The organism is Acinetobacter sp. CIP-A165, from assembly GCF_000367985.1.
Taxonomy (GTDB): domain Bacteria; phylum Pseudomonadota; class Gammaproteobacteria; order Pseudomonadales; family Moraxellaceae; genus Acinetobacter.
This window is the reverse complement of sequence record NZ_KB849205.1, coordinates 21,763-37,713: the sequence shown is the minus strand read 5'-3', so window position 1 is coordinate 37,713 and position 15,951 is coordinate 21,763. Positions and strand designations below refer to the sequence as shown.

The window sequence follows — 15,951 nt, the reverse complement described above, 5'->3', positions numbered from 1 at the left end:
TCTCCCTCAGGGAGAAGGTTGGGATGAGGGTTTTTAAAAATTTAAATTGTTAGAACTTTTTCGCCACGCGCAATGCCTGAAACACCAGAGCGTACAACCTCTAGGATGGTATTTTCAGCCAATGCATCGATAAAACCATCAATCTTGTCGGTAGTACCAGCGATCTGAATGGTATAAGTCGTTGGCGTTACATCAACGATTTGAGCGCGGAAGATATCAGCAGTACGTTTGATTTCAGCACGAGCCGCTCCCAACGCTTTTACTTTAATCAACATCAACTCACGTTCAATGTGTGCACCTTCAGACAGGTCAACCACTTTCACGACTTCAACCAGTTTGTTCAACTGCTTGGTAATTTGTTCAATTTTATGGTCATCACCATAAGTCGTTAAGGTCAGACGAGATAAGGTTTCATCTTCAGTCGGTGCAACATTTAAAGTCTCAATGTTGTAGTTACGTTGGCTGAATAAGCCCACCAAACGAGAAAGCGCACCAGCTTCGTTTTCAACGAGTACCGAAATAATATGTCTCATTAGGTACGCTCCCCTTTTCCTAACCACATGTCTTGCATCGACTGACCTGCGATTAACATTGGATAAACATGCTCAGTCCGATCGACCATGACATTAATGAATACACATTTATCATTAATTGCCATCGCTTCAGCGAGTTTAGACTCAAGCTCATCTGCATGATCGATTTGGATACCGACATGACCATAAGCTTCCATTAACTTAGCAAAATCAGGCAATGAATCGACATAAGAACTTGAATGACGTCCTTCGTAGTTCATATCTTGCCACTGTTTCACCATGCCTAAAGCTTGGTTATTTAAGCAAAGAATTTTCACATTTAAGCCATATTGCTTACATGTTGATAATTCTTGGATACACATCTGAATCGATGCTTCACCTGTAATACAAACCACTTGCTGATCAGGGAATGCAAGCTTGGCTGCCATCGCATATGGTAAGCCAACACCCATGGTGCCTAAGCCACCAGAGTTAATCCATTGGCGTGGACGTTTGTATTTATAGTAGTTCGCACCAAACATTTGATGCTGACCAACGTCAGAGGTAATGATCGCTTCACCATTGGTCACACGGTCCAATGCTTCAACCACTTGTTGTGGTTTCATTTCACCATTTTTAGCCGCTTCATAACGCAAACCATGAACTTTACGCCACTCATTAATTTGAGACCACCATGCCGCAATCGCTTCAGGGTTTGGCTTAGAGACATTCATTTGCTTGAGTTGTGCCAACATTTCTTGCAACACAGGCTCTACCGCACCCACGATCGGGATGTGCGCCATAATGGTTTTTGAAATGGTTGCTGGATCGACATCAATGTGAATGACTTTGGCATTGAGACAGAATTTAGCAGGGTTATTGGTAACACGGTCATCGAAACGCGCACCAATCGCTAAAATCACATCTGCATTATGCATCGCCATATTGGCTTCATAGGTTCCATGCATCCCCAACATACCCACGAATTGTGGATCATTTCCTGGGAAAGCACCTAAGCCCATCAACGTATTGGTGACTGGATAACCCAATAAATGTGCAAGTTCAGTCAACAATCCAGAAGCATTACCTTGAACAACACCACCACCTGTATAGATCATTGGGCGTTTCGCGGTAATCAGCTCATCAATTGCTTTACGAATCTGACCTGAGTGGCCACGTGATGGTGGTTGATAAGAACGCATCTTCACTTTTTCAGGATATTCGTAGGCAAACTTATCGGCTGGATTGGTTGCATCTTTAGGAATATCGACCACAACTGGACCCGGACGACCAGAAGATGCGATATAAAATGCTTTTTTAATAATGGCAGGAATTTCGCTGGCATGACGCACTTGGAAACTGTGTTTTACGATTGGGCGCGAAATCCCAACCATATCTGTTTCCTGAAAGGCATCTTCACCAATTAAATGACTTGCAACCTGACCAGACAAAATCACCATTGGGATTGAGTCCATATACGCAGTTGCGATTGGAGTTACAGTATTTGTTGCACCTGGACCAGAAGTAACAAGAACAACACCTGTTTTCCCTGTTACGCGTGAATAAGCATCTGCCATATGACCAGCAGCTTGCTCATGACGTACAAGGTAATGATTGATTTTGTCTTGTTGAAAAAGCGCGTCATAAATATGTAAAACTGCGCCGCCTGGATAACCAAAAACATGCTCTACGCCTTCGTCCGCGAGGGCACGAACGAGCATTTCACCACCAGATAAAAGTTCCAACGTGATTCACCCTATGTTTACACAATTTATGGGAGGCATAAATTGTGTTTCATTCATTAACTTATGCACTTTTTGTATGTGTGCGTATTCTACTCGTTTTTGCTGCAATAGGAAAAATTTTCTGACTCATCAGCCGTATAAGCTGTTATTACATCTCGAATCAAAACATGTTGGGATAAACATATTTCAAAAAATCATTCTCTCGGCTAGAAAGAATGTCCATTGCAAGCCATGACATTTATTCGAAGGGTGATCAAATAAGCGCATATAAAACTAAAGCAAGCATTTTTGTAGCTTTCTTAAGCAAAGTCAAGAATAAAGCAACAGTTTTTATATAATATTTCTTGGCTGTTGTTTTTTTACTCAAAATACACAAAATAATTTGATCATTTTAAATGCCCATTTGTCCAAAATTGATTTTCTTTTGATCGAAAACGAGGCATGGTACTTTTTTGATTTATCGCTGTTAATCGAATTTAAATAGCATTCTCTTGGGGAGAAAAATATGAGCGTATCTTATTTTAAAACAAGCTTATACACAGCTACAGCAACCATGCTCATACTGTGTACCAATCAAGTTCATGCACAACAATATTATAAGTGGGTTGATGCAAACGGCTCGACCCATTACACCACCACAGCTCCACCCAAAGGTGCAAAACGATTAGATAAAGTCGCAACCTACGCCACTAAAAACTCACAACAACCCACTCCAAAACCACAGGATACAGCGAAAGAAGAGCATGATGCATCGCATCACCAAGCAGCAACAACAGAGTCATCACCAACACCAGCCCCATCTGAGGCTTCAACCACCTCTGAGCGTTAATCAAAACATTCACAAAGATTGTAACTCGATCATCAAGGCATTGGCGTGATAGCAGCGCCTTGATGATAAAATCCTCATCGAATCACTGACATTTCACCCAGTTTTGCGCTATGCTGTGCAGCAATTATTTTCCACTTATTTTGTTGTATCGCATATCCCTATGACGACTTCTCACATTGACGCCGAATATCAAGCAAGTGCCATTGAGCCTCAAGTTCAACAAGACTGGGACAATCGCAAAGTTTTTAAAGTTGCAGACACTGTAGAGGGTAAACATCGCTATATCCTATCGATGTTCCCCTATCCAAGTGGCAAACTGCATATGGGCCATGTGCGCAACTACACGATTGGCGATGTGATTAGCCGTTTTTACCGCCTCAAAGGTGAAACCGTTCTACAACCAATGGGTTGGGATGCATTCGGTTTACCTGCGGAAAATGCAGCGATTGCCCATCAAGTTGCACCAGCAAAATGGACCTTTGAAAACATCGCTTATATGCGTGACCAATTAAAAAAATTGGGCTTATCTGTCGATTGGGATCGTGAATTTGCTACCTGTACCCCTGAGTACTATCACTGGGAACAATGGTTATTCGTTCAGCTTTATAAAAAAGGCTTGATCTATCGTAAGCTTTCAACCGTGAACTGGGATCCTGTAGACCAGACCGTTTTAGCCAATGAACAAGTTGAAAATGGTCGTGGTTGGCGTTCAGGTGCATTGGTTGAAAAACGCGATATTCCAATGTACTACTTCCGCATTACAGACTATGCACAAGAATTACTAGACGATTTAGATACCTTAAAAGATGGCTGGCCTCAACAAGTCTTGACCATGCAGCGTAACTGGATCGGTCGTTCAACAGGGATGGAAATCACTTTCCCTTCTGCAAGTCCTGACGTGTATGCAGATAGCTTAACGGTTTATACCACTCGTGCAGATACCCTAATGGGTGCAACTTATGTCGCGGTTGCTGCTGAACACCCTATGGCATTGAAAGCAGCGGAAAGTAACCCTGTACTTGCTGCATTTATTGAAGAATGTCGCATGGGTTCAGTCGCTGAAGCTGATTTAGCCACTGCTGAAAAGAAAGGCATGGCAACGGGCTTATTTGTGAAGCATCCAGTCACTGGTGAAGAGTTGCCAGTGTGGATCGCAAACTACGTGTTGATGTCATACGGTTCGGGTGCGGTAATGGCTGTGCCTGCACATGACGAGCGTGACTTTGAATTTGCCAATAAATTCAACCTACCAATTAAGCAAGTCATTGATGCTAAAGGCGCTGATGATGCTGAATACACGGCAACTGAATGGCAGGAATGGTATGGCTCTAAAGAAGGCAAACTGGTCAATTCTAGCGAATTTGATGGCTTAACTCTCCAAGCGGCTTTTGATGCATTCCTTGCAAAATTAGAACCACAAGGTTTAGCGAACGCGAAGGTTCAATTCCGTTTACGTGACTGGGGTGTATCTCGTCAGCGTTATTGGGGTTGTCCAATTCCAATGATCAACTGTAATACATGTGGTCAAGTCCCTGTTCCAGAAGATCAATTGCCTGTGGTATTACCAACGGACGTTGTTCCAGATGGTTCTGGCAATCCATTGAACAAGATGCCAGAGTTCTATGAAACAAAATGTCCAAACTGCGGTGGCGATGCACGTCGTGAAACCGATACATTGGATACTTTCGTAGAATCATCTTGGTACTATGCGCGTTACGCATCGCCTGACTTTACGGGTGGTCTAGTTAAACCTGAAGCTGCGCAAAACTGGCTTCCAGTCAACCAATACATCGGTGGTGTAGAGCACGCGATTCTGCATTTACTTTATGCACGTTTCTTCCATAAATTGATGCGTGATGAAGGTGTGGTACAAGGCAATGAACCATTTACCAACTTGCTAACGCAAGGCATGGTCTTGGCAGATACCTTCTATCGTGAAGCTGACAATGGCAAAAAAACATGGTTTAACCCTGCCGATATCGAATTAGAACGCGATGAAAAGGGTCGTATCCTTTCAGCTAAATATTCAGGTGATGGTCAAGAAGTTGTGATCGGTGGACAAGAAAAAATGTCCAAGTCGAAAAACAACGGTATCGACCCACAAGCAATTATTGATCAATACGGCGCAGATACCGCACGTGTATTTATGATGTTCGCTGCACCACCAGATCAATCATTAGAATGGTCTGATGCAGGTGTTGAGGGTTCAAACCGCTTCTTGAAACGCGTATGGCGTTTAACGTCTGCTTTCTTAGAAAAAGACAATCAAGCAACGGCGATTGATCACAGCAAACTTTCAAAAGATGCACAAGACTTACGTCGTAAAACCCATGAAACCATTCAAAAAGTGGGTGATGACATCGAACGTCGTCATGCTTTTAATACTGCAATTGCAGCATTGATGGAATTGCTGAATGCTAGCAATAAGTTTGAAATCAAAGATGACAATGACGTTGCGGTTGCGCGTGAAGCTATTACGACATTGTTGACTTTACTTGCGCCATTTGCACCGCACTTGAGTCAAACCTTGTTAACTCAGTTTGGAATGGATTTAACCACAGTTGAATTCCCACAAGTGGATGAGTCTGCGTTAACCCGTAATACACAAACGATTGTTGTACAAGTGAATGGTAAACTTCGTGCTAAGTTAGACGTCGCTGTCGATATCTCTAAAGAAGATTTATTGGCTCAGGCAAAAGCGTTACCAGAAGTTCAACAATTCTTAACTGGTCCAACTAAAAAAGAAATCGTTGTACCAAACAAATTGGTGAATTTAGTCGTTTAAACTGTAGGGGCGTATTATATACGCCCTCATTGTCTATGAGGAATGGATATGCACTTAGCACAACGTTTAGCTGCTATTGTTTTAACCTTAGGTCTAAGTGCAGGCTTAGTCGGCTGTGGCTTTCACTTAAAAGGCAACAATCCAGCGGCAACACCACTGGTCTATAACAAACTGACTTTAGTTTTGCCTGACTATACTGATGAGCTGGAAAACCGACTGAGTATTTATCTCAGTGCAACAGGCGTACAACTGAGCAATTCAAATGATGCTTATGTACTACGCATTTTGGATTACACCCCTCGCCGCCAATTACTGAATGGTAAATTGACCGAGGTTCTGCTTCGTTTGACAGTGACTTTTCAAATTGAAGACCGTCAAGGCAATAAAATTACTGAACCGCGTACTTTAACTGCATCACGCACTTACCAATACGATGTCGCAACAGTCAACACGGATAATCAACAAGAAGCTTATCTGAATCGTATTGTGATTGATGATGTAGCTCAGCAAGTGACGCGTCAGATCGCAGCAAATCGCCTACCTAAAGCTCAATCATAATCTGTATCTATGAAACTAGATTATGTTCAAGCGTTAAAAAGGGTTAAAGATGCTCGCGGTGCATGGATCATTCATGGTCAAGAGCCTCTACTTGAGCAGAACCTGCTCGACACCTTTCGTAAGAGCTGGCAGCAACAAGAAGTTGAACGCCAGCGTTATGACATTAGCAGTGTCAATGATTGGAAAAATGTCTTTAATGCCCTGAATAGTTTGTCACTGTTTTCTCAACAACTGGCAATCGAAGTTCATGGCAATATCAAACCCGATGCCAATGGCTTAAAACAACTCAAAAGTTATATACAACACAATGAACATAATTTATTACTGATTGTTTTACCAAAACAAGACAGTGGCAATCTCAAATCTGCATTTTTCCAAGTGGTCGAAGCCAATGGAGTGGTGGTGCCGCTCACTGCGACATACCCTCAAGATCGACAACGTATTTTAAATATTGAAGCAGAAAAACTGGGTATCCAGTTGGATCAAGCGGCATGGCAATGGCTGATGCAGCATCATGAACATAACTTATTGGCTGCTAAAAATAGCTTGATGCGTGTCGCTGACACCTTCCCTGATATCCAACACATTCAGACCGAACAATTGTATGCCTGTTTGCAAGATCAGTCGCGTTATACCACGTATGATTTAAGCGATGCCTTACTGGCAGGAAACTTAGCGCAATCTGTTAAAATTTATCAATACCTCATTGCAGCAGGTGAGCCTGACAGTCTGATTTTATGGACGCTGAGCAAGGAAATGCGTTTATTGATGCAACTGTTTGAACAACCACAAAACGCCCTGCAACTGGGTATTTGGAAAACCAAAGTATCAAACTATCAACAGGCGCTACGTCGTCTAAATCCGCAGCAGTTTCTCACATGGCCTGATTTATTATTGCAGATAGATGCTGCCATCAAAGGCATGTCCAAACAGAACAGCAATCATTTAATGTTGCAAGCGATTAGCAAACTTTGTGGCACAAGTTTATTTACCCAATCTTCGTAAACCGATACAAAGCGCTAGATCAAATAAGAAAATAGAGAATAATTCTCATTATAGATTAAAAATATTCACGCTTTATCCTTATTTCACTTTTATACTAAACAAAATTTTTAATTACGCGCTTGTACCATGCCAAAAATGATTTCTAAAAAAGTTAGACCTGTAAAAACAATCATCATTGTGGTCAGCATTCTGGTGATCGCCCTACTCAGTTGGCTCATGTTAAAGCCTAAAGAAACTGCACCGCAGTACATTACCGCTGAAGTTAGTCGTGGTGATATCGAAAGTTCAGTTTTAGCGACAGGCGTATTAGAAGCGACTAAGATGGTCAGTGTCGGCGCACAAGTCTCAGGTCAGGTTAAAAGGATGTATGTGCAACTTGGTGATCAAGTTAAACAAGGACAACTAATTGCCCAAATTGATTCTGTTCGCCAAGAGAATGAATTTAAAACGGCCGAAGCCAGTATTAAAAATCAACAAGCGCAATTGGCAGTTCAACAAGCCAACCTTGCGAAAGTAGAAGCAGAATACAAACGTCAACAAACCATGTTCAGTCAAGATGCCACCTCTCGTGCTGAGCTAGAATCTGCATTAGCCAGTTACAAAACGGCTCAAGCACAAATCGCGGCCATCAATGCGCAGATTGAACAATCACGCCTAACCCTTGCAACCACAAAAGAAGACTTGGGATATACCCAAATCGTTGCGCCGATGGATGGTACGATTGTGGCAATTGTGACCGAAGAAGGTCAAACGGTGAATGCCAATCAAACTGCACCCACCATTGTGAAACTTGCAACGCTAGACACCATGACGGTTAAAGCGCAGATTTCTGAAGCGGATGTAATGCGAGTTGAAAAAGGTCAAACGGTTTATTTTACGACTTTGGGCAATAGTGAGAAAAAACATTACGCAAAATTACGCCAAGTCGAACCTGCACCCAATTCAATTAATACCGAAAATACCAACACCAGTTCGTCATCTACCAGCTCTGCTGTGTACTATAACGCGCTGTTTGATGTGCCAAATGAAGATGGCAAATTACGTATTGATATGACAGCGCAGGTTTATATTGTGTTGGCTGAGGCAAAAAATGTCCTTACCGTGCCAGCTTCAGCGTTACAAACAAGTAAACGTCCAAATCGAAAAGATCGTGGAACAGATAAAACCGAAACCAAAGATGGCGCAAAATCGCAACAACCGAAACGCCTCGATTTGACGGCGGATGAACAAGAATTAATTACACAAGGCAAAGCATCAACCAGCATGATTCGTGTGCTACAAGCAGATGGCAGCATTCAACCTCAACCTGTGTTAATTGGTCTCAATAATCGTGTCACAGCGCAAGTCATCAAAGGTCTGAAACAAGGTGATCAAGTAGTGATTGCCGATGCTTCAGATAGCTCAAATGAAGCGGCAAAACGTAGTAGCCAACGTGCGATGAGAATGTAATATGACTCAAAATCAAATACATTCATCTCAGCCTCTACTTGAGGTCACTGACCTCACGCGTGAATTTCCTGCGGGCGAAGGAACAGTACAGATCCTCAAAGGCATTAATTTAAAGATTTATGCAGGTGAGTTGGTCGCGATCGTCGGTCAGTCAGGTTCAGGCAAATCAACCCTAATGAACATTTTAGGATGTTTGGATAAGCCGAGCGCTGGAAGTTATCTGGTGAGTGGACGAGAAACACGTCAGCTTGAACCCGATGAACTGGCACAATTACGCCGAGAATATTTTGGTTTTATTTTCCAACGCTATCATTTGTTGGGTGATCTGAGTGCTTCAGGAAACGTAGAAGTTCCAGCCATTTATGCAGGTGTAGATAGTCATTTGCGTCAGCAACGTTCTGCTGAGTTATTATCCGAACTTGGGCTTGAAGATCGCCTACATCATCGACCAAGCCAGCTTTCTGGCGGACAACAACAACGTGTTTCGATTGCTCGCGCCTTGATGAACGGCGGCGATGTGATCTTGGCAGATGAGCCAACAGGTGCATTGGATAAGAACAGTGGCGTTGAGGTGATGCGTATTTTACGTGAACTCAATGCTAAAGGTCATACTATTATTCTGGTGACCCATGATATGAATGTCGCTAAAAATGCGACACGAATTATTGAAATCAGTGATGGTAATATTATTTCAGACCGCGCCAATACGCCTGAAAATACCGATCCAGATTTAGAACATCATCCCTTACAACGCAATCCGCAAAAGAAAACCTCTGCTTGGCGATCTTTCTTTGATCGTTTAGGTGAAGCATTCCGTATGGCACTTTTAGCCATGAATGCACACCGAATGCGTACTTTTTTGACCATGCTCGGCATTATCATCGGGATTGCATCCGTGGTATCTGTTGTAGCCTTGGGTAATGGTTCGCAAAAACAAATTCTAGAAAATATTAGCAGTCTCGGTACCAATACCATCACCGTTTATCAAGGACGGGGGTTTGGTGATACCTCCAGAGCGTCACAAGTCAAAACCCTCGTCCCTGCCGATGCAGATGCACTCGCGGAACAACCCTATGTCGATGGTGTCAGCCCATCTGCCAATACCAGTGTGACTTTGCGTTTTAAAGACACCGAAGCATCAGCAACGGTCAATGGTGTCAGCGAAGACTTTTTCTATGTCCGAGGCATGACCTTTAAATCAGGTCAGCCTTTTGACAAAGATGGCGTTACCCAACGTGCGCAAGATGTGGTGATTGATACCAATACTGAGAAAACCTTTTTTGCGGATGGGACCAATCCTGTCGGTCAAGTGATTCTTCTGGGTAGTGTGCCGAGTCGAATTATTGGTGTGATTGATGCTCAGCAAGGTTTCATGGGCAATTCAGACAGCCTCAATGTCTATCTGCCCTACTCGACGGTCATGAGTCGCATGTTAGGTCAATCCAATGTTCGCAGCATCATCGTACGAATTAAAGATGAATACCCAAGTAGTGCAGCTGAAAATGCCATCCTGACACTGCTTGAACAGCGTCATGGCGCACAGGATGTATTTACTCAGAACTCAGACAGTATCCGTGAAACCATCCAGCAAACCACAGCAACCATGACTTTGTTGATTTCAGCCATTGCTGTTATTTCATTGGTGGTGGGTGGTATCGGCGTTATGAATATCATGCTGGTTTCTGTGACTGAACGTACTCAAGAAATCGGGGTGCGTATGGCTGTTGGTGCTCGACAAAGTGATATTTTGCAACAATTTCTGATCGAAGCGATTCTGGTCTGCTTGTTGGGTGGCGTACTCGGGGTACTGCTCTCTTTGGGCATTGGACAAATCATTGGGCATTTCGCCAAAGGCATTATTGAAATGAGTTACTCAACCACGTCAATCGTCGCAGCCTTTGTCTGTTCAAGTCTGATTGGTATTGTTTTTGGCTTCTTACCAGCACGAAATGCCGCTCAACTCGATCCAGTTGCCGCTTTAGCGAGAGAATAATAGCGAAAAAATCTATCCCAGAAATAAGATACACGTGAACGTCATCCGCAACCTGCGTGGTATCAACAGAATATTGTTTCTGCGATAGATTAAGATAATTGAAAGAATATGACAGGTTTTGCGGATGACTATGCCTTTGCTTACTTTGGGCGAAACCAAAGTAAGTCTAGCTGAAAGCTTATCCTAAAGTTGGATGAGAACTCGGTAAGACACCGTTACAGCCTTATTAAGGATACAAAAATGAAGAAGCTTAGCCTTGCTTTATGCTTAAGTACAACACTTGTAGGTTGTACCGCTATCGTCAAAACCCCTTATAACGCACCCACTGTACAAGTACCACAACAGTTCCAGTACGATGCCCAAAAAAATCAAAATGTGAATCTGACCGATCAATGGTGGACACTGTTCAATGATGCCCAGCTCAACCAACTGGTTGATCAGGTTTTGGCTAAAAATAGTGATCTTATCGTTGCGGGTATCACCTTAAAACAAGCCCGTTTACAAGCTGGATTGGCAGAAAACAGACAAGGACTGCGTACCAGTTCCAGTGTATCTACAGGTCATAACTATGACCTACGCTCAGGAGATGGCAGTGATCGCGGCCTATCAACCAGTTTGGGTGTGAGCTATGAGTTAGATTTATTTGGAAAATTGGCAAATCAAACTGAAGCCAGTCGTTGGGAAGCGCAAGCCAGTGAACAAGACTTACAGGCTACGGCGCAAAGTCTGGTCGCAACAACAGCAAAACTCTACTGGCAACTTGGTTATCTGAATGAACGCTATCAAACAGTTCAACAAAACTTAGCTTCCACGCAGAAAATCTACACTTTGGTACAATCGCAATATAAAGCAGGTGCGGTATCAGGTCTGGATTTGACCCAAGCGGAACAATCGGTACAAAGCCAAAAAGCTAGTCTCAGCCAAATTGAACAACAACGTGTAGAAGCGCGTACAGCGATTGCGGTACTGTTACATCAGCCTGTACAACAACTGAATATTCAAGAACCAGCTCAGCTACCAAGGAATGCTTTGCCTAATATCGGGGTAGGTTTGCCTGCGGAAATCTTATCTCGTCGTCCAGATCTGCAAGCTTCGGAATTACGTTTACGTAAAACCCTTGCCAATAAAGATGCCACCAAAGCAAGTTATTATCCATCGATTAATCTGACAGGTAATTTAGGTGCTTCAAGCACTTCATTGACTCAACTGCTACAAAATCCAGCGTTAACTTTGGGTGCAAGTTTAAGCCTACCCTTCCTTCAATATAATGATATGAAGAAAGATATTGCGATTAGTGATCTTGAATATGAAAAAGCCATTACTCAATATCGTCAAGGTCTTTATCAAGCCTTTGCCGATGTCGAAAATGCTTTATCCAATCGAACCCAGTTAGATCAACAAGTTCAACTTCAACAACGCAATGTAGAACTGGCGGAAAAAACTGAACATTTAACGGAAGTACGATATCGCAATGGTGCAATTGCCTTGAAAAATTTACTCGATGCTCAAGCAACCACCCGTAATGCACGACTTAGTTTGGTCGAAACCAAGCAAAATCAATACAATGCCTATGTCACTTTGATGCAAGCACTCGGTGGAAGCCCGATCAAACAATAGTCTATCTAGGCTATTGTTTTAATTCTGCTTGATCATTTACATTGGTATCAATCAACTGAGAGGATTTCACTTTATCATGGGCATCAAATACAACCTCATATGAGAGTTTTTGACCATTAAAGTAGATCTCTGTAGGTGAACCAATAATTTCCCATAGACCAATCGTGGCAATATCCGCAGTGGTATGCCACATTGTACGGCTGATTCTTGCCGCTTTTGAATAGCCTTGCTGAAAGGTATAAATTTCTTTTCGTTCACCATTGAGGGTTTCTGATACTACAGGAGCACCCAATTCAGAAATCACGTGATTACGATGTTTTCCGACCTCTAAAACGGTCAAGTTCTTTTTATGCGGTTGGTTACTTGCCATAACCGCTGCGCAGCCTTGTAGCGAAAGTAGCATTGCTAAACCAAATACAATTACAATTTTCTTCACGTTATGCTGACCTTCCCCGAAGCGATAAAAATAATATGTTTATCGATACTCTGTTTAAAATTTTCGATTAAACAAAAAACCAGCATTAATTATCATATAAAGTATGAGATGACAAATGATTAATTATACTTATTGGTATATTTTCAATAGATCGCTCATTGTTGAATTAAATATAAAATCAAAGCTTATAAAATGATGTTGTTCATAGCTTTTGTGTTGACGTAAATATTGCTGTTTTATATGCTGAGCTAGATAAGATAGAAAATCCAATTGGTTATTAAGTATTTTTATGTTGGTTTGCAGCAAATTCGCGATATAACTGTAGTAATTCAAGTTTGATTAGAGAGCCCTAATGCAGCCAGAATTAAGAAAAATAGTTGATGATGTGATTGAAAAAGAGCTCAAGGGGATTGTTGCTGAAGTGGGAGCGTGCGAATCTTCAATAATGTTTATTGGTGAGCTTATTGATGGCATGTATAAAACTGGAAATTTTGAAGCTGGCGAAAACCTCAGGCCAGTATTAGATATATTAGTGCCAGAACTGCTAAGTAAATTGAGCTCTACAGAAAATAAGCTTGATAAAATTCCTTTCGAGAGAGTTTTTGATTTTTCAAATTCTTATCATTCACTCAGAGATTATATCTTTATGTCATTTTCAATCGAATCATCGATAGAGTTCTCAGGTAATGAAAGAAGTATAAGTGTTTCTGTCAAAGACCCTACTATATTTAGGCAGTATGTCTATGAAAGACAAACATTTGCTTTAAACTCTGTTTCTGAAGCTAAAAGTCACTTAGATATTGATGATATTGTGTCGCTTTTAAAAGGAGCTAAACAATGGGACTTCGAAAATTCAAATTTAGTTCAGGCTTTAGAATCCATAAAGCTAGAAGTAGAATGGAAGATAAGACATTACTTTTCTCACATTCCTGAGGACAGTAATATTGATATGGGAGGATATTCATATCGAGAATTTATTTCGATATATAAAGAATTGCTATTTTTATCCTTGTATGAAAGATATCATTCCAAAGCAAACGATTTATCTTGTGTAATTACATATCAAGAAAATGAGCTAGCAAATACTCTTGAGCAGGCTACTGAAATCTCCGCTATTAGCTGCAAGAGAATACTTAGAGATATATCAAGTTCATCTAGATGCACATTTATCTATTTATCTTCGGATAATAAGTACTTTCTATTCCCGTTTAGCTTTTCTCTAAAGGATGGTGTAAGTGCTTTATTAAAGCAATATGCTCAAAAAAATAGCAATCTATTCTCGGCAAACTGCGCCTCAGTTATTGGTAACTCACTAGTCAAAAATGTCGCCAGCTATTTTGATGAGTATAAAAACTTTCACGTATTTAAAGATATCTCATTACAATTGTATGGCTCAGACTTACCCGATATTGATTGCTTGATTGTATCTTATGAGCCTTCTCTTGGGTTTCATTTTTTCGTTTGTGAGGTTAAAAACAATCTCCCGGCAAGCTGGGCCAAAGAATACTTGAAGGCAACAGGTAAAAAAGGTTTTATTGAAAAAGCGTTGACGCAGTCAAAGAAAATTTCTGATTTTTTAAAGACTGATGAAGGTGCAGATCTATTACTAGCTAAGGCGATGCAAGCATTTCCAGATCTTGATATCAAAAAGCTGTTTCCAACTGGCTTTTGTGGTGTGATTGATTACTTAATAGTTACATCACAGAGTATGGGAATGTTTTTCCCTGATAGTACAACAACCATTATAGATAATGACATGTTACGCCATATCGTTTTGAAGAGCGATGGCGATGTAAACTTCATTCAATTCCATTTACACCATTTAAATGAAGCTCTCGATGACTGTTATAGTGTTGAGAGGAAGACTTTGAATGCATTAGGTATTGAAATAACCTATGACATCTGTAAATTAACAGGGCTTTTCGATATATATCAAAACAAATACCTATCAGATGGGACTTTCGATTATCTAGAGAAAGAGTCTATTGATACAGGGTATAGATTTATAGATAGCATTGACTTGCATAACCTAGCAATCAAATCAGACTCGTAAACTCGTCATTTATTGTGGCGTTATAAATTTTGAATTGCATTATCTCTTAAAAAAAAACAAAGCCGCTATCAAAGCGGCTTTATCATATGATTTAGATCAATCTAATTATTCATCATCCATCATTGATTGGCTCATACCCACAGTATTGAAACCGCCATCAACATACATGATTTCACCCGTAATACCCGAAGCCCACGGTGAACAAAGGAATAATGCAGCATTACCCACTTCTTCGATGGTCACATTACGTTTTAAAGGTGCAATCTTTTCATTCGCATCAAGCATTTTACGGAAAGACTTAATACCAGACGCCGCCAAAGTACGGATTGGACCAGCAGAAATTGCATTCACACGAATACCATCAGCACCCAAGCTAGATGCTAGATAACGAACACCTGCTTCTAAAGATGCTTTCGCCATCCCCATGACATTGTAATTCGGCATCACACGCTCAGAACCTTGATAAGTTAAGGTCAATAAACAACCTTGACGTGCTTGCAACAACGGTTTAGCAGCACGAGCCATCGCAACAAAGCTATAAGCACTGATGTCATGCGCGATTTTGAAACCGTCACGGTCTGTCACGTCAGTGAAATCACCATCTAGCGTATGTGCAGGTGCGAAACCAATTGAATGCACTACACCATCCAAACCATCCCAATGTTTTGCTAACTCAATAAAGGTGTTGTCAATTTCTGCGTCAACAGCAACATCACAAGGGAAAACCAAGTCTGAACCAAATTGTGCGGCAAAATCATCAACACGTTTTTTCAGCTTATCATTTGGATAAGTAAACGCCAGCTCTGCACCCTCACGGTGTAAAGCTGCCGCAATGCCATAAGCAATCGACAACTTACTTGCAACACCTGCGATTAAAAAACGCTTACCAGTTAAAAGTCCTTGTGACATCTTATTCTCACTCGAAAAATTTTCACCCATAATGCCAATATTCAGCATTTTCCGAAATTG

Annotated in this window: 12 protein-coding genes; 8 read left to right on the top strand and 4 right to left on the bottom strand. The window is 41.4% G+C overall.

Annotated elements, in window-relative coordinates:
- Positions 1-41 precede the first annotated feature (41 nt).
- Positions 42-533, bottom strand: a complete 492-nt coding sequence (gene ilvN, locus F991_RS13995; RefSeq protein WP_004672684.1) for an acetolactate synthase small subunit — start codon at positions 531-533, stop codon at positions 42-44.
- The gene (locus F991_RS13990; RefSeq protein WP_004672683.1) at positions 533-2,257 is read right to left on the bottom strand and encodes an acetolactate synthase 3 large subunit; all 1,725 of its coding nucleotides are present in this window, start codon (positions 2,255-2,257) and stop codon (positions 533-535) included. Before F991_RS13990 ends, ilvN begins: the two co-directional genes overlap by 1 nt.
- A 505-nt stretch (positions 2,258-2,762) precedes the next feature.
- Between F991_RS13990 and F991_RS13985 the strand changes: the two genes are divergently transcribed.
- The 7 genes from F991_RS13985 to F991_RS13955 all read left to right on the top strand — a co-directional run bounded on the left by F991_RS13985 (position 2,763) and on the right by F991_RS13955 (position 12,493).
- Entirely contained in the window at positions 2,763-3,086 is a 324-nt protein-coding gene (locus tag F991_RS13985; RefSeq protein ID WP_004672682.1) for a DUF4124 domain-containing protein, read from the top strand.
- Between the two features lie 160 nt (positions 3,087-3,246).
- Positions 3,247-5,871 (top strand): leucine--tRNA ligase, encoded by a 2,625-nt coding sequence (gene leuS / locus F991_RS13980; protein ID WP_004672681.1) that lies wholly within the window; start codon positions 3,247-3,249, stop codon positions 5,869-5,871.
- A gap of 48 nt (positions 5,872-5,919) precedes the next feature.
- On the top strand, positions 5,920-6,429 hold the full coding sequence (lptE, locus tag F991_RS13975) for an LPS-assembly lipoprotein LptE (RefSeq protein ID WP_004672680.1): 510 nt from the start codon (positions 5,920-5,922) through the stop codon (positions 6,427-6,429).
- Positions 6,430-6,438: 9 nt separating this feature from the next.
- On the top strand, positions 6,439-7,434 hold the full coding sequence (gene holA / locus F991_RS13970) for a DNA polymerase III subunit delta (protein WP_004672679.1): 996 nt from the start codon (positions 6,439-6,441) through the stop codon (positions 7,432-7,434).
- A gap of 126 nt (positions 7,435-7,560) precedes the next feature.
- Positions 7,561-8,883 (top strand): MacA family efflux pump subunit, encoded by a 1,323-nt coding sequence (locus F991_RS13965; protein WP_004672678.1) that lies wholly within the window; start codon positions 7,561-7,563, stop codon positions 8,881-8,883.
- A gap of 1 nt (position 8,884) precedes the next feature.
- Positions 8,885-10,876: a MacB family efflux pump subunit gene (locus tag F991_RS13960; RefSeq protein WP_004672677.1), complete on the top strand. Its 1,992-nt coding sequence runs from the start codon at positions 8,885-8,887 to the stop codon at positions 10,874-10,876.
- A 240-nt stretch (positions 10,877-11,116) separates the two neighbouring features.
- Positions 11,117-12,493 (top strand): efflux transporter outer membrane subunit, encoded by a 1,377-nt coding sequence (locus tag F991_RS13955; protein WP_004672676.1) that lies wholly within the window; start codon positions 11,117-11,119, stop codon positions 12,491-12,493.
- A gap of 10 nt (positions 12,494-12,503) precedes the next feature.
- Here the strand turns inward: F991_RS13955 and F991_RS13950 are convergent, their stop codons facing one another.
- On the bottom strand, positions 12,504-12,929 hold the full coding sequence (locus F991_RS13950; RefSeq protein WP_004672673.1) for a hypothetical protein: 426 nt from the start codon (positions 12,927-12,929) through the stop codon (positions 12,504-12,506).
- Between the two features lie 352 nt (positions 12,930-13,281).
- On the opposite strand from F991_RS13950, the gene F991_RS13945 reads away from it, so the two are divergent.
- Positions 13,282-14,982, top strand: coding sequence for a hypothetical protein (locus F991_RS13945; RefSeq protein WP_004672672.1), 1,701 nt, complete (start codon positions 13,282-13,284; stop codon positions 14,980-14,982).
- Positions 14,983-15,087: 105 nt separating this feature from the next.
- Here the strand turns inward: F991_RS13945 and F991_RS13940 are convergent, their stop codons facing one another.
- Positions 15,088-15,891: an enoyl-ACP reductase FabI gene (locus F991_RS13940; RefSeq protein ID WP_034595711.1), complete on the bottom strand. Its 804-nt coding sequence runs from the start codon at positions 15,889-15,891 to the stop codon at positions 15,088-15,090.
- Positions 15,892-15,951 lie beyond the last annotated feature (60 nt).

Bases quoted from the DNA above. Each gene is read 5' to 3' on its own strand.
- F991_RS13955 (WP_004672676.1), top strand. From the start codon at position 11,117: ATGAAGAAGCTTAGCCTTGCTTTATGCTTAAGTACAACACTTGTAGGT.
- F991_RS13965 (WP_004672678.1), top strand. From the start codon at position 7,561: ATGCCAAAAATGATTTCTAAAAAAGTTAGACCTGTAAAAACAATCATC.
- leuS (WP_004672681.1), top strand. From the start codon at position 3,247: ATGACGACTTCTCACATTGACGCCGAATATCAAGCAAGTGCCATTGAG.
- F991_RS13985 (WP_004672682.1), top strand. From the start codon at position 2,763: ATGAGCGTATCTTATTTTAAAACAAGCTTATACACAGCTACAGCAACC.
- lptE (WP_004672680.1), top strand. From the start codon at position 5,920: ATGCACTTAGCACAACGTTTAGCTGCTATTGTTTTAACCTTAGGTCTA.
- holA (WP_004672679.1), top strand. From the start codon at position 6,439: ATGAAACTAGATTATGTTCAAGCGTTAAAAAGGGTTAAAGATGCTCGC.
- F991_RS13960 (WP_004672677.1), top strand. From the start codon at position 8,885: ATGACTCAAAATCAAATACATTCATCTCAGCCTCTACTTGAGGTCACT.
- F991_RS13940 (WP_034595711.1), bottom strand. From the start codon at position 15,891: ATGTCACAAGGACTTTTAACTGGTAAGCGTTTTTTAATCGCAGGTGTT.
- F991_RS13945 (WP_004672672.1), top strand. From the start codon at position 13,282: ATGCAGCCAGAATTAAGAAAAATAGTTGATGATGTGATTGAAAAAGAG.
- ilvN (WP_004672684.1), bottom strand. From the start codon at position 533: ATGAGACATATTATTTCGGTACTCGTTGAAAACGAAGCTGGTGCGCTT.